The organism is Nitrospira sp. Nam74 (assembly GCF_965152615.1).
In genome coordinates this window covers 4,046,992-4,061,363 of record NZ_OZ224220.1, presented here as the reverse complement: position 1 = coordinate 4,061,363, position 14,372 = coordinate 4,046,992, and the positions used below count along the sequence as shown (strand labels likewise).

15 protein-coding genes and 2 pseudogenes are annotated in these 14,372 nt (G+C 53.7%); 11 read left to right on the top strand and 6 right to left on the bottom strand.

Annotation, left to right across the window (positions count from 1 at the left end):
• Positions 1-93 precede the first annotated feature (93 nt).
• The 7 genes from ACWHYZ_RS19210 (at position 94) to ACWHYZ_RS19180 (ending at position 6,923) form a co-directional block, all read left to right on the top strand.
• Positions 94-420 carry a YtxH domain-containing protein gene (locus ACWHYZ_RS19210; protein ID WP_447984273.1) on the top strand — a complete coding sequence of 109 codons (327 nt, stop codon included), beginning with the start codon at positions 94-96 and terminating at the stop codon, positions 418-420.
• Entirely contained in the window at positions 420-1,847 is a 1,428-nt protein-coding gene (gene gatB / locus ACWHYZ_RS19205) for an Asp-tRNA(Asn)/Glu-tRNA(Gln) amidotransferase subunit GatB (protein WP_447984272.1), read from the top strand. The genes ACWHYZ_RS19210 and gatB overlap by 1 nt, the downstream gene beginning before the upstream one ends.
• 71 nt (positions 1,848-1,918) lie before the next feature.
• The gene (gene eno, locus ACWHYZ_RS19200) at positions 1,919-3,196 is read left to right on the top strand and encodes a phosphopyruvate hydratase (RefSeq protein WP_447984271.1); all 1,278 of its coding nucleotides are present in this window, start codon (positions 1,919-1,921) and stop codon (positions 3,194-3,196) included.
• Positions 3,197-3,283: 87 nt separating this feature from the next.
• Complete coding sequence (locus ACWHYZ_RS19195) at positions 3,284-3,616, top strand: FtsB family cell division protein (RefSeq protein WP_447984270.1); 333 nt, start codon at positions 3,284-3,286, stop codon at positions 3,614-3,616.
• A 285-nt stretch (positions 3,617-3,901) separates the two neighbouring features.
• On the top strand, positions 3,902-4,789 hold the full coding sequence (era, locus tag ACWHYZ_RS19190; RefSeq protein ID WP_447984269.1) for a GTPase Era: 888 nt from the start codon (positions 3,902-3,904) through the stop codon (positions 4,787-4,789).
• Positions 4,790-4,873: 84 nt separating this feature from the next.
• On the top strand, positions 4,874-6,304 hold the full coding sequence (mgtE, locus tag ACWHYZ_RS19185) for a magnesium transporter (protein WP_447984268.1): 1,431 nt from the start codon (positions 4,874-4,876) through the stop codon (positions 6,302-6,304).
• A 343-nt stretch (positions 6,305-6,647) separates the two neighbouring features.
• Positions 6,648-6,923: a LuxR C-terminal-related transcriptional regulator gene (locus ACWHYZ_RS19180; protein ID WP_447984267.1), complete on the top strand. Its 276-nt coding sequence runs from the start codon at positions 6,648-6,650 to the stop codon at positions 6,921-6,923.
• 410 nt (positions 6,924-7,333) lie between these two features.
• On the opposite strand, the gene ACWHYZ_RS19175 is transcribed toward ACWHYZ_RS19180, so the two are convergent.
• From ACWHYZ_RS19175 to ACWHYZ_RS19165, 3 genes are all read right to left on the bottom strand, one after another.
• Positions 7,334-7,507: a hypothetical protein gene (locus ACWHYZ_RS19175; RefSeq protein WP_447984266.1), complete on the bottom strand. Its 174-nt coding sequence runs from the start codon at positions 7,505-7,507 to the stop codon at positions 7,334-7,336.
• A 137-nt stretch (positions 7,508-7,644) separates the two neighbouring features.
• Positions 7,645-8,154: a hypothetical protein gene (locus tag ACWHYZ_RS19170; protein WP_447984265.1), complete on the bottom strand. Its 510-nt coding sequence runs from the start codon at positions 8,152-8,154 to the stop codon at positions 7,645-7,647.
• A gap of 341 nt (positions 8,155-8,495) precedes the next feature.
• A complete protein-coding gene (locus ACWHYZ_RS19165) occupies positions 8,496-9,209 on the bottom strand; it encodes a PEP-CTERM sorting domain-containing protein (protein ID WP_447984264.1) in 714 nt (237 codons plus the stop codon).
• Between the two features lie 236 nt (positions 9,210-9,445).
• On the opposite strand from ACWHYZ_RS19165, the gene ACWHYZ_RS19160 reads away from it, so the two are divergent.
• Positions 9,446-9,646 carry a hypothetical protein gene (locus ACWHYZ_RS19160; RefSeq protein WP_447984263.1) on the top strand — a complete coding sequence of 67 codons (201 nt, stop codon included), beginning with the start codon at positions 9,446-9,448 and terminating at the stop codon, positions 9,644-9,646.
• A 646-nt stretch (positions 9,647-10,292) separates the two neighbouring features.
• Here ACWHYZ_RS19160 and ACWHYZ_RS19155 read toward each other — a convergent pair.
• Positions 10,293-10,619 carry a hypothetical protein gene (locus ACWHYZ_RS19155; protein ID WP_447984262.1) on the bottom strand — a complete coding sequence of 109 codons (327 nt, stop codon included), beginning with the start codon at positions 10,617-10,619 and terminating at the stop codon, positions 10,293-10,295.
• 765 nt (positions 10,620-11,384) lie between these two features.
• On the opposite strand from ACWHYZ_RS19155, the pseudogene ACWHYZ_RS19150 reads away from it, so the two are divergent.
• Positions 11,385-11,432, top strand: a pseudogene (locus tag ACWHYZ_RS19150) (hypothetical protein); the annotation flags it as partial.
• A gap of 54 nt (positions 11,433-11,486) precedes the next feature.
• Here the strand turns inward: ACWHYZ_RS19150 and ACWHYZ_RS19145 are convergent.
• Positions 11,487-12,020, bottom strand: a pseudogene (locus tag ACWHYZ_RS19145) (helix-turn-helix domain-containing protein); the annotation flags it as partial.
• A 364-nt stretch (positions 12,021-12,384) separates the two neighbouring features.
• Complete coding sequence (locus ACWHYZ_RS19140; RefSeq protein WP_447984261.1) at positions 12,385-13,029, bottom strand: PEP-CTERM sorting domain-containing protein; 645 nt, start codon at positions 13,027-13,029, stop codon at positions 12,385-12,387.
• 128 nt (positions 13,030-13,157) lie between these two features.
• Between ACWHYZ_RS19140 and ACWHYZ_RS19135 the strand changes: the two genes are divergently transcribed.
• Both ACWHYZ_RS19135 and ACWHYZ_RS19130 read left to right on the top strand, forming a co-directional pair.
• Positions 13,158-13,322: a hypothetical protein gene (locus ACWHYZ_RS19135; protein WP_447984260.1), complete on the top strand. Its 165-nt coding sequence runs from the start codon at positions 13,158-13,160 to the stop codon at positions 13,320-13,322.
• A gap of 142 nt (positions 13,323-13,464) precedes the next feature.
• The gene (locus ACWHYZ_RS19130; protein WP_447984259.1) at positions 13,465-14,325 is read left to right on the top strand and encodes a PEP-CTERM sorting domain-containing protein; all 861 of its coding nucleotides are present in this window, start codon (positions 13,465-13,467) and stop codon (positions 14,323-14,325) included.
• Positions 14,326-14,372 lie beyond the last annotated feature (47 nt).

Below are 14,372 nucleotides of genomic sequence, written 5' to 3'. Positions count from 1 at the left end.
GACAGAAGTCAGAGTATCGAATACTCTCAGCAAAATTAGGAAAAGTATCAAAGGGCCTTTCTGTAGAGGCGGAAGTTTAGAGGAGGGATTGCCATGAGTGAGTATGATGGACGTCGAGGTGTGTCCGGCAGCGCCATTGTCTTGGCATTTTTAGGAGGAGCCGCCGTGGGCGCAGTGGCCGCGTTCCTCATGGCGCCTCAGTCGGGACGCGAGTCCCGCGAACAATTGAAAGAGTATGCTCGACGGGCAGGAGAGAATCTGCGTGAGGCCACGGACAAGGCGGGTCACACCTGGGAAACGGCGATTGAGAAAGGCCGGGAGGTCGTCCAAGAACAAAAGTCGATCTTCAAAGAAGCGGTCGATGCCGGTCGAGAGGCGATGCGGCAGCAGCGCCAGCAAACGGAGCAGAGGAATACCTAGTGACTTATGAAGTCGTGATTGGGCTGGAAGTGCATGCCCAGCTCCTGACCGAGTCTAAAATGTTTTGTGGCTGCGGAACCCGATTCGGGCTTCCGGCCAATACGCAAACGTGTCCAGTCTGTCTGGGCATGCCCGGCAGCTTGCCGGTGATCAACGGCGCTGCGGTTGAGATGGCCATACGTACCGGACTGGCATTGAATTGCGCCGTAGCGTCCAACCGGTTTGCCCGAAAAAATTATTTCTATCCGGACCTTCCGAAGGGCTATCAGATCTCTCAGTACGAGACGCCGATCTGTGAGAACGGGTGGCTCGACATTAAGACGGACAGTGCAACGAAGCGGGTTCGCATTACCCGGGCACATCTCGAAGAGGATGCCGGGAAAAATATGCATGGCGGCGGGATGGACGGCAGCCGGGTGGATCTCAACCGCGCGGGAACTCCATTGTTGGAAATTGTGACCGAACCCGACATGCGGTCAGCCGATGAGGTGGTGGCGTATCTGAAGACATTGAGAGATCTTCTCGTGTATTTGGACGTCTGTGACGGCAATATGGAAGAGGGCAGCCTCCGGTGCGAACCGAATCTGTCGTTGCGACCGATCGGGCAGCGGGCCTTCGGCACAAAGGTCGAACTCAAGAACATCAATTCGTTTAAGTTTGTCAAGGACGCTATTGAATACGAGATCAGGCGCCAGACCAAGGTTCTGAACGAAGGCGGAAAGATTCATCAGGAAACCAGATTGTGGGATGTTGACAAGGAGCAGACCGCCGTCATGCGGAGTAAAGAAGAGGCGCATGACTATCGATATTTTCCTGACCCCGATCTGGTTCCCATCAACATTACGCCGGACAGGCTCGACGAGGCCAGACGCACGCTGCCGGAGTTGCCGGTCGCGCGACAGGAACGATTTGTCTCGCAATATGGATTGCCGGAATACGATGCCGGCGTGGTAACGTCGTCTCGTCAGTTGGCGGATTATTTCGAAGCGTGCGTGAAGCTTTTTGCGCAGCCCAAAACCGTGAGCAATTGGGTCATGGGTGAGCTGCTGCGTGAGCTGAATCATTCAGGCACGCCGGTCGCTGACTCGCCTGTCACCCCGGAACGCTTGGTGAGCTTGCTGAAATTGGTCGACAACGGGACGGTCAGTCTCAAGGTCGCCCGAGACCTGTTTCCTGAACTTTATGCGAGTGGTCAGTCGCCGGAGCAGCTGGTGCAAGAAAAAGGACTGACGCAGGTCTCCGATGAAGGTACACTGGGAAAAATTATTGACGACGTGATGGCAAAGAATGCCGGACAAGTGGCACAGTACCGGTCCGGAAAAGATCAGGTGTTGGGCTTTTTCGTCGGTCAGGTCATGAAGACGTCCGGCGGCAAGGCAAATCCGGGCAAGGTGAATGAACTGCTCAAGAAAAAGCTCGCCGGATAAGCACAGTCCGAGTACAAATATGTCTGGGATAATTTGTCTCCTATATTTTATTGTTTCATGAGGTCAGGACGATGAGTGCAATTCGAAAAATTACCGGCCGCCAAATTGTCGACTCCAGGGGAAATCCGACGGTTGAGGTCGATGTCGTACTGGAGAGCGGAGCGCACGGACGGGCGGCGGTCCCCTCTGGTGCGTCTACCGGTGAGAAAGAAGCGATTGAGCTGCGGGATGGCGATAAAAAACGGTGGATGGGAAAGGGTGTCTCAAAAGCGGTCGGGAACATCAGCAAATTGATCGCCCCGAAATTGCTTGGTATGGAGGCTTTCGAGCAAGTTGCGGTCGATCGGGCCATGATCGAGCTCGACGGGACCAAGACGAAAGCGCGGCTGGGAGCGAATGCCATTCTTGGCGTGTCGTTGGCCGTGGCAAAAGCCGCTGCCGCAGAATCCGGCCAGCCATTGTATCGGTATCTGGGCGGGGCCAACGCACGAACCCTGCCGGTGCCGATGATGAATATTATCAATGGCGGTGCCCATGCCGATAACCGCCTTGACCTCCAAGAGTTTATGATTATGCCGGTGGGTGCGACACGGTTCAGTGACGCGCTACGCATCGCCACTGAGGTGTTCCATACGCTCAAAGGCATCTTAAAAAAGAAGGGACTCAATACGGCGGTCGGGGATGAAGGCGGCTTTGCGCCTGATCTTGGCTCCAATGAAGAGGCTCTCGAATTGATCGTCCAAGCCATTGCGCAGGCAGGGTATAAGCCGGGAAAGGATGTCGTGTTGGCGCTCGACGCCGCGGCCAGTGAGTTCTATGGGAAGGGGCGGTATCGCCTGGAAGCCGAGAAGCAACCGGATCATTCGTCAGACGAGATGATTCGATACTATCAGCGGCTTGTGGACCGGTACCCCATCGTCTCCATCGAGGATGGCTTGAGTGAGCTTGATTGGAAAGGCTGGCGGATGCTCACTGAGCGACTGGGCGACCGTGTCCAGTTGGTCGGCGACGATATTTTCGTGACGAATGTGGAAATTTTCTCGCAAGGGATTAAGGACGGCATCGGGAATTCGATTCTCATCAAGTTGAATCAGATCGGGACACTGACGGAAACGCTGGAAGCCATTGAGCTGGCTAAGCGATCCGGCTATACAGCCGTCGTCTCGCATCGTTCCGGTGAGACCGAGGATACGACTATTGCGGATGTCGCCGTGGCGCTAAACACCGGCCTCATTAAAACGGGATCCTTGTCAAGGACGGACCGGATTGCCAAATACAACCAGCTCCTGCGAATTGAAGAGGAATTGGGACGCGCCGCTGTCTACCCGGGATGCGCGGTGATTCGGTGACAAAGTATGTCGTAACGTCATCACGGCGCCATGTCTCCATTCCCCGCTGAACACGTTCGGACTGTGCAACTGTAAGACGAGTAAAGCATGAGTCGACGCAATCGCACTCACCGGTCCGTACAACGGATTCGGCAGACCGCAACGAGGATTGCCTTCGTCATCGGTGCGATTTTTGCCGTGGCACTGACCGTTTCATTTTTTTTCGATGAGATGGGCGTGCGCAGATATGTGGCGATGCAGAAACATGCTCGCGAGCTCGAGTTGGAGATTAAGGAATTGGAGCAGACGAATAGTGCCCTCCGTGTCGAGGTGAAACGTATTCAGCACGATCCTGCCCGGATTGAAGAATTGGCCAGAGAACGGCTGGGGTTTGTCAGAAAAGGGGAGACCGTGTACCAGCTCGTGCCTGATTCGAAGTGAACGAGGATAGAAGCAGTCATCATCGTCGCATCCGGGATGTGACGTCGTTCACACGAGCCTTCTCACCCTTTACCTTGGTTATGGCCGGATAGGTCGCGAATAGCTGCCTCTCCCAGGATGTGATCCTTTCCCAATAAGTCTGTTCACCTGATCCCGCACGGTGATCCAGACAGCGATCTTTCAATCTTTTGGTACAATGAGTCGAAAAGTCTTGTCATTTCTTCGGTCAGCGGGGAGAATGCCCGATAGAATCGGTACGGGGAATGTATCAACATGGTGGGAACGATGAAATCGGGGACGGTTGCGATCATAGGTTGTCCAAACGTCGGGAAATCGACGCTGTTGAACGCATTGCTGAAGGAGAAGGTTGCCATTGTCTCCAACAAGCCGCAGACGACACGAACGCGGATTCTAGGCGTCCTCCATCGGCCTGATGCCGAGATTGTGTATCTCGATACGCCGGGGCTCCATGAGCCGCAGCATCGGCTTAATCGGCGCATGGTACGGACGGCCATGGAGAGCATGCCGGATGCGGATCTTCTCTACGTGATGATTGAGGCGTTGCGGCCATCGTTGGGTCCTCAAGACCGTATGGTTGTCCAACGCATTCGCGAGGTGACCGCCAAGAGTCAGCAACCCGTCTTCTTGTTAATTAATAAGGTGGATTTAGTGAACAAGTCCCGCATTTTGCCGCTGATCGATTCGGTTCGCACGACCTTTCCGTGGACGGAGATTATCCCGATTTCGGCTCAGACCGGGTTCAACCTTGATCGTCTCCTGGATGTGACCGTGGCGTTGTTGCCGGAGGGCGACAGGCTGTACGAGCAAGACATGTTGACAGATCAGACGATGCGGACCCTGGCGTCTGAGCTGATTCGCGAAAAAATTCTCCATCACACACGAGAAGAAATTCCTTATTCCGTCGCGGTGGACATTGAACAATTTGTCGAGGAGGGCCGTCTGGCCAGGATTGCCGCGTCGATTCTCGTCGAAAAAGACTCGCAAAAGGCGATCGTGATCGGAAAGAACGGCGAACGCTTGAAGACGGTCGGCACCGAGGCACGGCTCGACATGGAGCACATCTTCGGCATGAAGGTGTTTCTCAAATTGTGGGTCAAAGTGAGGCCGGACTGGCGCGAAGATGAACAGGTACTAGGGGAACTGGGATATTAGAAAACCGTCGTAATATCACATCAAGTCATAACGTCATCAAGTCTCGACGTGAAGACTTTTAGACATTCGGACTTTCTAGAGACTATGCAACCTGCCGAGCGTCCACGTTCAGTTGACCGCGAGCCTTCAAAGGATCTCCCCAAGGAGTCGGATAGAGGCCAGAGCAGGTTTGACCTCGTCTTGGCATCATTCCAGCGTTTGCTGCGTCGAGGGGCGATTACGAACATCAGCAAAATGCTGGGGAAGATGCATCCCGCTGATATCGCGAAGCTGATTGAGCATCTATCTTCCCAGAAGGAAAAACGGACAATCTTTGAGTTGGTCAGGGGGGAAACACTGCGCGGCAAGGTGCTCAGCGAGATGGACCCGGCCGATGTGTCGCAGGTGCTGGTGGACTTTGCGCCTGGGGACGTCGCGATGCTGTTGAAGGATCTCGGCAAGGACGACGTGGCCTATCTTCTCGGCCTGTTGCCGGAAGAACAGGCCAAGGAGATCCTCACGCGCATGCGGGCCGAGGATTCATCGGAAGTCGAAGAAATTCTGAAATACCGGAAGGACACAGCCGGCGGTATCATGACGACGGAATTTCTCTCGCTTCCCGAGGATACGACGGCACAGGAAGCGATCCGCCGCTTGCAGCATGCCACCGATGCGGAAATGGTGTTTTATATCTACGTTACGGATAAGGAAGATCATTTGGTCGGTGTATTGTCCCTGCGCCAGTTGCTCACGGTGCCGCCCATGACGCCGCTCAAACATATTATGACGCGCGATGTCATCAGCGTCGCCGTCGACATGGATCAAGAAGAAGTGTCCCGGCAGGTGGCACGGTACAATCTCCTCGCGATCCCGGTCGTCGAAAAAGACAATACTCTGGTAGGTATCATTACAGTCGATGATGTCGTGGACGTCATTCGCGAAGAGGCGACCGAGGATATGCTGAAAATGGCCGGCGCCGCGGAAGGCGATGCGCTCTTGCGATCCTCCAGCTTCGACGCGGCTCGTTCTCGTCTGCCGTGGCTGTTCACCAATCTTATCGGCAGTCTCTTGTCGGGCGCCATTCTCTGGTACTTCCGTTTCACCATTCAGGAAGTCGTGGCCATCGTAAGCTTTATCCCCGTCATTGCGGCCATGGGCGGCAATGTAGGGCTCCAGTCGTCCACTCTGATTATCAGGGGGCTGGCGACCGGGGGTATTGAGTTGGGCGATATGTGGAAAGTCTTTTTTAGGGAGGTCCGGATCGGCATGTTGCTTGGCCTTGCGTGCGGGTTATTGCTCACCGCTGCCGGATGGCTATGGCATGGCCAATGGTTTCTTGGAATGGTCGTCGGTGCGTCTCTCATGATTGCCTTTCTGGCCTCTACCAGTATGGCAACGATTATGCCGATTATGCTGAAGCGAGTCGGTGTCGACCCGGCCGTCGCTGCAGGACCCTTCGTGACGACGGCGAATGATATTTCAGGGATCACTATTTACCTGACGCTTGCCACGGCCTTACTCGATTACCTGAGATAACCTTCCTTCGACCTTGTTTTCTAATACATTGCCGTCGGTCCATTCGGCCCTACTGTGAAGGCATAGTAATGCCTTTGTTGTAGGTTCAGAGGCTACGTCTTGGAGCCTTGACACATCGTTGCGCGACTCGATCTTGCCGGATCACTAAAAAAGGCCGAAAGTAGCTGGTTAGGAGATGGGACTCACGTTGCCCTGATCAGGACTACGCCGTTTAAATTTACACCTATTCATCTGTCGGTAAACGTACGTATTGAAAATCAATAGCTTGAAAATCGGTACGAATGTTGCTGGCCTACTCTCAACGATGCCACATCTCCCATCTCACTCGTAGAGGAGGACTACTATGTATCGATTAATGGAGAAGCGGATAGCGAGGAGCAAGGCGCCCGCGGGTCCCGCATTAACCCCCCGTCAAAAGCAGATCTTGCATCTGATTACGCAAGGCCATACCAGCCGTGAAATCGCCGAACAATTGCAAATCAGTGTGCAAACGGTCGAAGTTCATCGGTTTAATCTGATGCGGCGACTGGAAGTGAGAAATGTTGCGCAACTCATTCGTCAGGCGCTGTTGCTCAAGTACCTGCCGAAAAACTATCCAGCGAATAGCCGAGTATCTTAGCTTATGCGGTTCTGGAGTCAGGCGCGAGGGATGGCACGCTTGAACGGGTAAACGATCATGAAGAAGTGGCTGCGACTGCTTAACTATTTGCGATGGCATTTTGCCACGTCACCGGTCTTACTACATCCGAAGACGTGGCAATTGCACCCCATCCACACCGAGACACAATTGCCGAAGGGAGAATGGCTTTTGAGGCGCCCCCTGGCTCTTCCGACTAGTACCCGGTTGGTGTTCATCGGTGCTCGTGTGTTAATCAAGTAGTATTGCCCATAGTAGGCCCGCAAAAGTGGTGTCCTCCTCTCAGAAGCCAGTTCCTTCCTTCCGCTGGTGAGTCTGAAGTCATCGCTTCCGCATAGAAGCGGGCACGGCTTCAATGCCAGGGCCCCTTTTCTTGACTGTATGTTCCAATCCTATATTCCAATGCCGGTATGGCTTACCGTTGCGCCGCTTCCTGGGGCAAGCCTAAGGTGTGGAGAGACGTGAAGATCCTCGGGCGGGCTGAGTTGAAGCTGAACCGGGTGAGCTTGCGGACGTTCGGCTACTTTGACAATTAACAACAAGGCGATCGATACGAAGTTCTCCATGCTGCTCCTCCTAAAATCAAAGGTAGGAGTATAGATAAAGGAGCGCGGCCATCGAGGATATCGGTGGTGATTCCATTTATCTGTCGCCTTTGCACGCCTTGAGATGAGACGCATGTCCTACACGGTATATGGTTCGCCTAATATCGGATCCCTTGCTTTCGGGCACATCCATCGCACACGCCTATAGTGACAAATGTGCCAAGTTTGTGATGCCCGAACTCTTCAATACTCAACATCTTGCCTTCACTTCCGATCTGCCGGCAGGAGGTACAGAGAGTGTAAATCTTGGTGCGCCGCTGAGATCTCCGTTCCAAGGTTTTGCGCAGAACCGAAAGAATCGCGATGATCCACATAGACCCCACGGGCAACACATACGCCATGGCCATGGTGGCATGGCTGTCCCAAAATGCTGAACCGAAAAAGATCACGGTGCTGAGAATGGTGCACACAGTGGCGACCCAGACGACAAGAAATACATGCCGGAAAGAAGACCAAAAGGCGCACACGCTCACAGGGACAATATAGAGTCCAGCCAATGCCCAGCCAAAAGGAATCGCGAACTGGGCCACCATGATGGCGGCGATCAAGAGTAGTGTGACAGGGATGAGGAAACGACTGGTTCTCAGGGTATGCGGGTCAGAAAGCATCGGTTAATGTAACATGACATAACTGTTCGGCACATACGAGTTTGGCAGGCAGGATGTTCTGGAGTCACCATGTTCCATACAGCGCGTCCCTCTTATGAGCATGATCGGCCGGGTGTTACTGCCCTGGCATACCAGTGACTCGTCCTGACTAGAGAGGTGTTCAGTCTCTTGCCAATCTTTTATACGTATGCTGCTATGATAAAGCGCCTCCGATAGGACCTGGATCAACTCGAGCAATATGGAGGGGGGTAGGGACGCGCGTTGTGGCAGATAAGTGTCCGGAGTGGCTAAAAATGCGAGTCCCGGTAGCAGATCAGCCTAAACGCTCTTTAGTCCGCCCATCATCTCTCGATGGCCGCCTTCCGACCCCTTCTTCGGAGGCGCCAGGCCAGGGCCGCACACCCCGATGCAAACAATAGGAGTGTGGACGGCTCAGGGTTCTGCACCAATCGACTGGTTGAAAGCGAGTCCGTAGTGCCCGTCAAGGCCGACGTCACACTATTCAATGTTGTGGCCGTAAAAGAAGGCGAGAGGGTGACAGTTGCGGTCAGCGTCGATTGGAAAACGGTTGCTGTGCCTGCTGTCATTGCGGGGGTACTGATAGTTGTAGTCGTGGTGGTACTACCCGGCGTTACGGCAGTATTCGCAGTCGTTGACGTCGGCCCAGCAAGTGCGGCAGGTCGCAGCGCGCCCCCCGTGGCATCAGGAAAGCGCGACGCGGCAGAGCCGCCTGTCGGGGATGTAAATGGCTGCACATTGACGGCAAGCGGCGCAGCGGCACCAGCTAGGGGGAATGGATTGAAGACACTCGTTCCTGTCGGCGGTGTTGGCGGAGCGTTGCCGACAATCGGAGACGGATTGAAGGTCGTCGCTGAGGTAGCCAACGGCGCAGCCGCCCCCACCAACGGGAACGGATTGAACACACTGCCTCCCGTCGTCGCATTCACTTGAGAAACTGCCGATGTCGTGACGGTTGTTTGCTGCAGCGTCACTGCGCCCGCGTGAACCGGTATGACGGCGGCGCTCAGCAGAACCGAAAAGGCTAATTTGTTCATGATCACGTCCTGGGCGAATGGTTGTGCACGTAGAAGACCATAAGATGATGCCCTCGCCCATCAGTTCACGGGACTGCCATGTGTCGGGGGTTGCTTTACATACATTAAACGAGAGCGTGCGAAATCGATGGCCCTATGCCTTGGCTTGTTCCAGACTTTCATGTCTGCGCGTGTCTGATACCGTAGCGGAAGCGTGTCTGATATTCGAACGTGCAACACTTCAGATATAAGGAGACATGGGACATGCGACGACAGGAATGTGTCTTGCGGGAGCCATTCTCGTCATGGTGGCGGCATGCGCGCGGGAACCGGCCTATAGTAGAGCAGACCATCCATCAGCGATGAATCAACGTCTCAACGACAATCCGACCAAGCCTGTTCCTCCCATCCCTCCCGCGCCTGCCACGGGAAATCGCCCGCCGGGCCCGGAATATTAGATAGTCAATTGGCTATTTCATTGGTTCTGAAAATCAATGGCAAGTCCGAGTCGGGCGATCACAATCGATTATCCCAAAAAATGCGGCCATCCGAGCTGCACGTGCTTGGGATCGTGGTCAAGTTCCTATTGTAGTCAGGAATGCGAACGCGATCATAAATCCGGCCCAACTCGTACGTGTACGTGCGAGCATAAGGACTGTTCGGGACACTGAACACAAAGGACGGTCCACCAGGTTTCGCCTACGATCATAGGCCGAGATATCAAGGTGGATCGCAGCTGTTCAGATATGATGGCTGATGCGTGAGTGGAGGAACATCGCGACGCGGCCGGCGACGATCTGGCACCATGTAACAGCATGAGAGATCGGCTCTCTGACCGGATCGTGATCATTGTTAGTTAGTGTAGAGGCGCACTGACTTAGCGAGAATCGCCAGCAATCAACGCAGGACTGACCCCGAGAACCGCCCCGCCTGCTTCATGATGATATCGATCGCAGGAGGATGCTGATGGACGTTAACTTTCTCACCGTCGTCTCTGTGCCATTACAACAGCCCTTCGACTCGCGGATCTAAGTCACTTAGATGCTCAGGTGAGCATCTGCCGTTCAGCAGCACCCTTTTACTCCAACTCGTGAAGATCAGCCTCTATCGCTTGCTCGGCTCCTCGGACCGTTTTACCCGTCTCAACAATTCCGGGTCGGGTTCCTTCCGGCTGACCAAGGTGGCTTTATCCCCCGTCACAGTGATATCGCAATTGATAATCAGATAATCCGGGATGCGGATTTCCTCAAGGTCGTTGAGATCAATTCTGAAGGCCACGCCCGTTTGCCGATTCCTAAACTCGGCGTCCTTATCAAAAACGTGGCGCAACACCCACAGATCATCACGAAACGGAAGACGGGTGCCTTCCCTGCTGTAGAAAGAAGGTAAGGGGCGTAAGCGGAAGGATTGCCCCACTTTCTGTCGGATCACGTCACGATGCACTTGTTCCCCCGTTCTCGCGCTGCTTTCGATCTAACAGCATACGCATTCCACAACGGCATCCTTGCTGCTCCTCCCGAGTAGCCATTTTGCTCCATCTTCCGGAAATGCATCTGAAGCTCCACCAAGCGTTGCTGTACAGACTTCTTCTCCATCCCCCCGCCACTTTAATTCTATCAGCCCCGAAATAGCCGGGCCTTCCCTTTCGTTGTTTTTACCAACCCTTCTAGGGCACCGCAAAGTTACCACAGTCGAACTATTAGGTAAATGACAGTTGACCCTTGTACCGCCATACTTATGCAGCTGGCCGTTGGGACGTGACGACCCATGGAGTTGGATGACGGTAGGGAAAGAGGCGACGATCAGGAAGTTGGGAGGCTGGGACGGTCGATGCAAACCATCTCAGGAACCGGAATTGAAGATTCGGTCGGAGGGAGGAGCGGTGTGTAAGCATCGAAATGACTGGTGCCCCCGAGACGAATTGAACGTGCGACAAACGGTTTAGCAAACAGTGAATGAGAGATTGCTCAAATGTATAACTCAACATTTCATGTGACGGACGGCGAGTCCTCACCCGTTCTTTGACGCCCAGGAGATTCCGCTGCGTCGGGTCTTCACCGACCGCGGAGCGGCGTACTGCGACGCCCCGAATGCCATGGGATATGAACGCTACCTGGCCGTCGAGAACATCGATCATACACGCCCCAAGACCCGCCTCCGCAGACGAACGGGATCTGCGAACGCTTCCATAAAAGGATGTTGAATGACTTCTACCGCGTGATGTTGCTGAAGAACATCTATCGGACGCTGGAGCAACTCCAGGGCGACTTGGATATGTGGCTACGAGAGTACAACGAGCACCGGTCTAAGGTCCCTCACATAGAACGTATCTTGCCCGCCACAGTAGCCGGAGCATTCGCTCTCGATTTCCCGCGCGCTTCTTTGTCGGCTTTGGCTTTCTCCAAGGCAACGACCTGCGCGTCCGTGAGAGGCAGCCCTTCTGGCGCCACCTTCGCTTGCAACGCCTTCAATCGTTTCCGCATCGTCTCCAGATCATGCCGGAGTCAGATACAGCGGACGCCGGCCGGCGAGATGGTCCGCGCCGGCTTACGCAGGTCGTTTGCGACGCGCACTTGCCCCCAGGTTGGCTGGTCCATCGCCAAATGCACGATGGCCTGTTCCACCTCAAGGGCCACCCGATTCTTGAGAATCGGCTTCTGCGGTGAAATCTCTTGGAGCGCGGCTTCTCCTCCCGTCTCATACAGCTCCTTCAAGCGGTATAAACTATTTCGGCTATACCCATCAGCCGACAGTCGTTGGAGACGTTTCCAGTTGCTTGGCCAGTTCCAAAACACCCACTTTGGTCTTGATGATCTTCTGCTCCCTAGCCATTGTCCTTACTCCTTCCATGAACGGAAGGACTCTACCTAACTGTCCGATTAAGTTCTAGCGCTCACGGCAAAATAAAGGGGTAGGCACACAAAAAGGACCTACTCCCTGAAAGTAAGGGATCTTGCTCGACTAGGTTCATCGGTGCCTTGCAGCTCGGACCCGATAGTTAGATGATCAAGACAAGAGAGTAGTGATCCTCAACGTATTGCGGCAGGACGAGGGAAGCGAGTCCTACTCGGTAGGAAATCTCTGAAGAGTTGTTCAGCTCGTGATCACAGCTTGTGCGCTGTGGCTGACGAATAGAGTCCTGAGTCAAAAAGAAGCTTTAGGAATAACTTCCTTGATGGCAGCCTGGCATGATTGTTTAACCGCATTCTTTATGAAGCCTGCCGCGTATTATCAACAGCCCCAATAGACCAGTCGTTAGTAAGAAAAGCGACGTGGGTTCCGGCACAGCGGCGTATCCTGCGTCGTAAGAGAAGTAACCGAACAGTCCCGGTTCCTCGCCTTCGCTATGTTGTTCGAAGCTAACATTCAGTCGTAGTAAGGTTGGTTGAAGTCCGGCGGCACCCACGCCGAGATGCTCATAGTCAAAGGCAATATCCCAGAGGATGAAGCTGCCGACTACAGTGCTCGCGCCTCGTCCATCTAAAAAAAACGATAGCGTTGGGTAGGGATCTGTTTCTCCATAAGCCTGTGCATCGTCGTACACCCCCGGCATCAAATTCGTGCCCATCCAATTCGTGCCAATGTCTAAATCCCAAAAGGGGGTGTAGACAGGTGCATGAAAAAACAGTTGGACGTAGTCAACTACTCCGTCATGGGTGGAATCGAAAAGATTCGGATTGAGAAAGCAGCAATCGGCCTGGGTGAAATGATACTCAAGACCTTGTCCGACATAGTCGCCAGGATCGCTGTATAGGTCAAGTTGCCAGGTAGGAGAGGCAGACACATGGGGCGTATAAACTAAAGACATAAACAGACATGCATTGATCAGCCATGGTCGCATAAACCCTCCTGACATAGTTGTATTATAAATACCTAAGTACAACGCATGTCCATGGGTGTCTATTAGACTAAAGTCGTGGTGATATCCATTCATCCAGAAGTCCATATGGAGGAGCAGTATGTGTTACGGTGAAGATGTGGCTGGATGGCAACCAGGGGGGCGCAGTGGTCGGTGATGATCCGATCTCAAGAGTCGCGGGATTTGGCTACTCAATCAATGAAGCGATGGCGGAACTTGAAGCAGATGGAGATATATACTATCGCAATTGGGAAGAGTTTGCCGATGCGAAGTGATCACTGAACCCCGAGGAAGGAGTGCCCTAGTAGACATACCATCGGTAGCGGCCTCACAGAAAAATTCCCCCTTGTACGCTTGTGAAGGATCGTAGCGACGAATAATGTCGGTGGCAAGAGACAAACAAGATGGAGGTGCCCTATGTTGCCAGGCCGATCGTTCACATTGCCGCTAGCCTTGGTAGGAATGACTCTTATCGCCGTGGGCCCATCGTATGCTGTTTCTGTTCAGCAGGGGAGCGGCGCCAATCCTGCTGCTATTCAATCCGCAGTTGATGCGTTCCGCAGTGACTTGGGAGGGTCTCTTAATTCCAATGTAGCCGGTTCATTTGCCACGGGCCGCCGTGAAATTAATTGGGATGGGGTGCCTGACAACCTGGCAGCACCCAATAATTTGCCGTCAAATTTCTTCAACGTCAATTCCCCCAGAGGAGTCCTCTTGTCCACACCTGGCAGTGGCTTCCAGGTCAGTGCGAACGCCGTCAATCCGACGAACACACCAGTGCGATTCGGCAATATCAATGCTCAGTTTCCGGGTAAATTCACCGTCTTTAGCCCGCAACGCCTTTTCACCGCATTGGATAGCAACATAGTGGATGTTAATTTTGTCGTGCCGGGAAGCAACACTCCGGCGACAGTCAGCGGGTTCGGATCTGTCTTTACTGATGTCGACCTAGCAAACACCACTTCTATTCAATACTTCAATGCCAGTAATACATCGTTGGGGACGTTCTTCGCTCCAACTGCACCGCAAGGCCTTTCGTTCGTCGGTGTTTCAGGGTTTGGTGAAGGAGTGACACGTGTCCGACTCACGAATGGGGATGGTCCCTTAACTGGTGCCGCACAAGGATTCGATAATGTCGTCATGGACGATTTCATTTATGGAGAACCACAGGCGTTGCAAGGCGGAGGGTCAGCCGTTCCAGAACCGTCGTCTCTAATGTTGTTGGCAACGGGCTTAGGGGCGCTGGCGTGGAAAAGAAGAATACACTTTATGAAATAATGGAGACTTAAGTGAGATAGTCGCTGAAGGTAGACCCAGCATAAAGC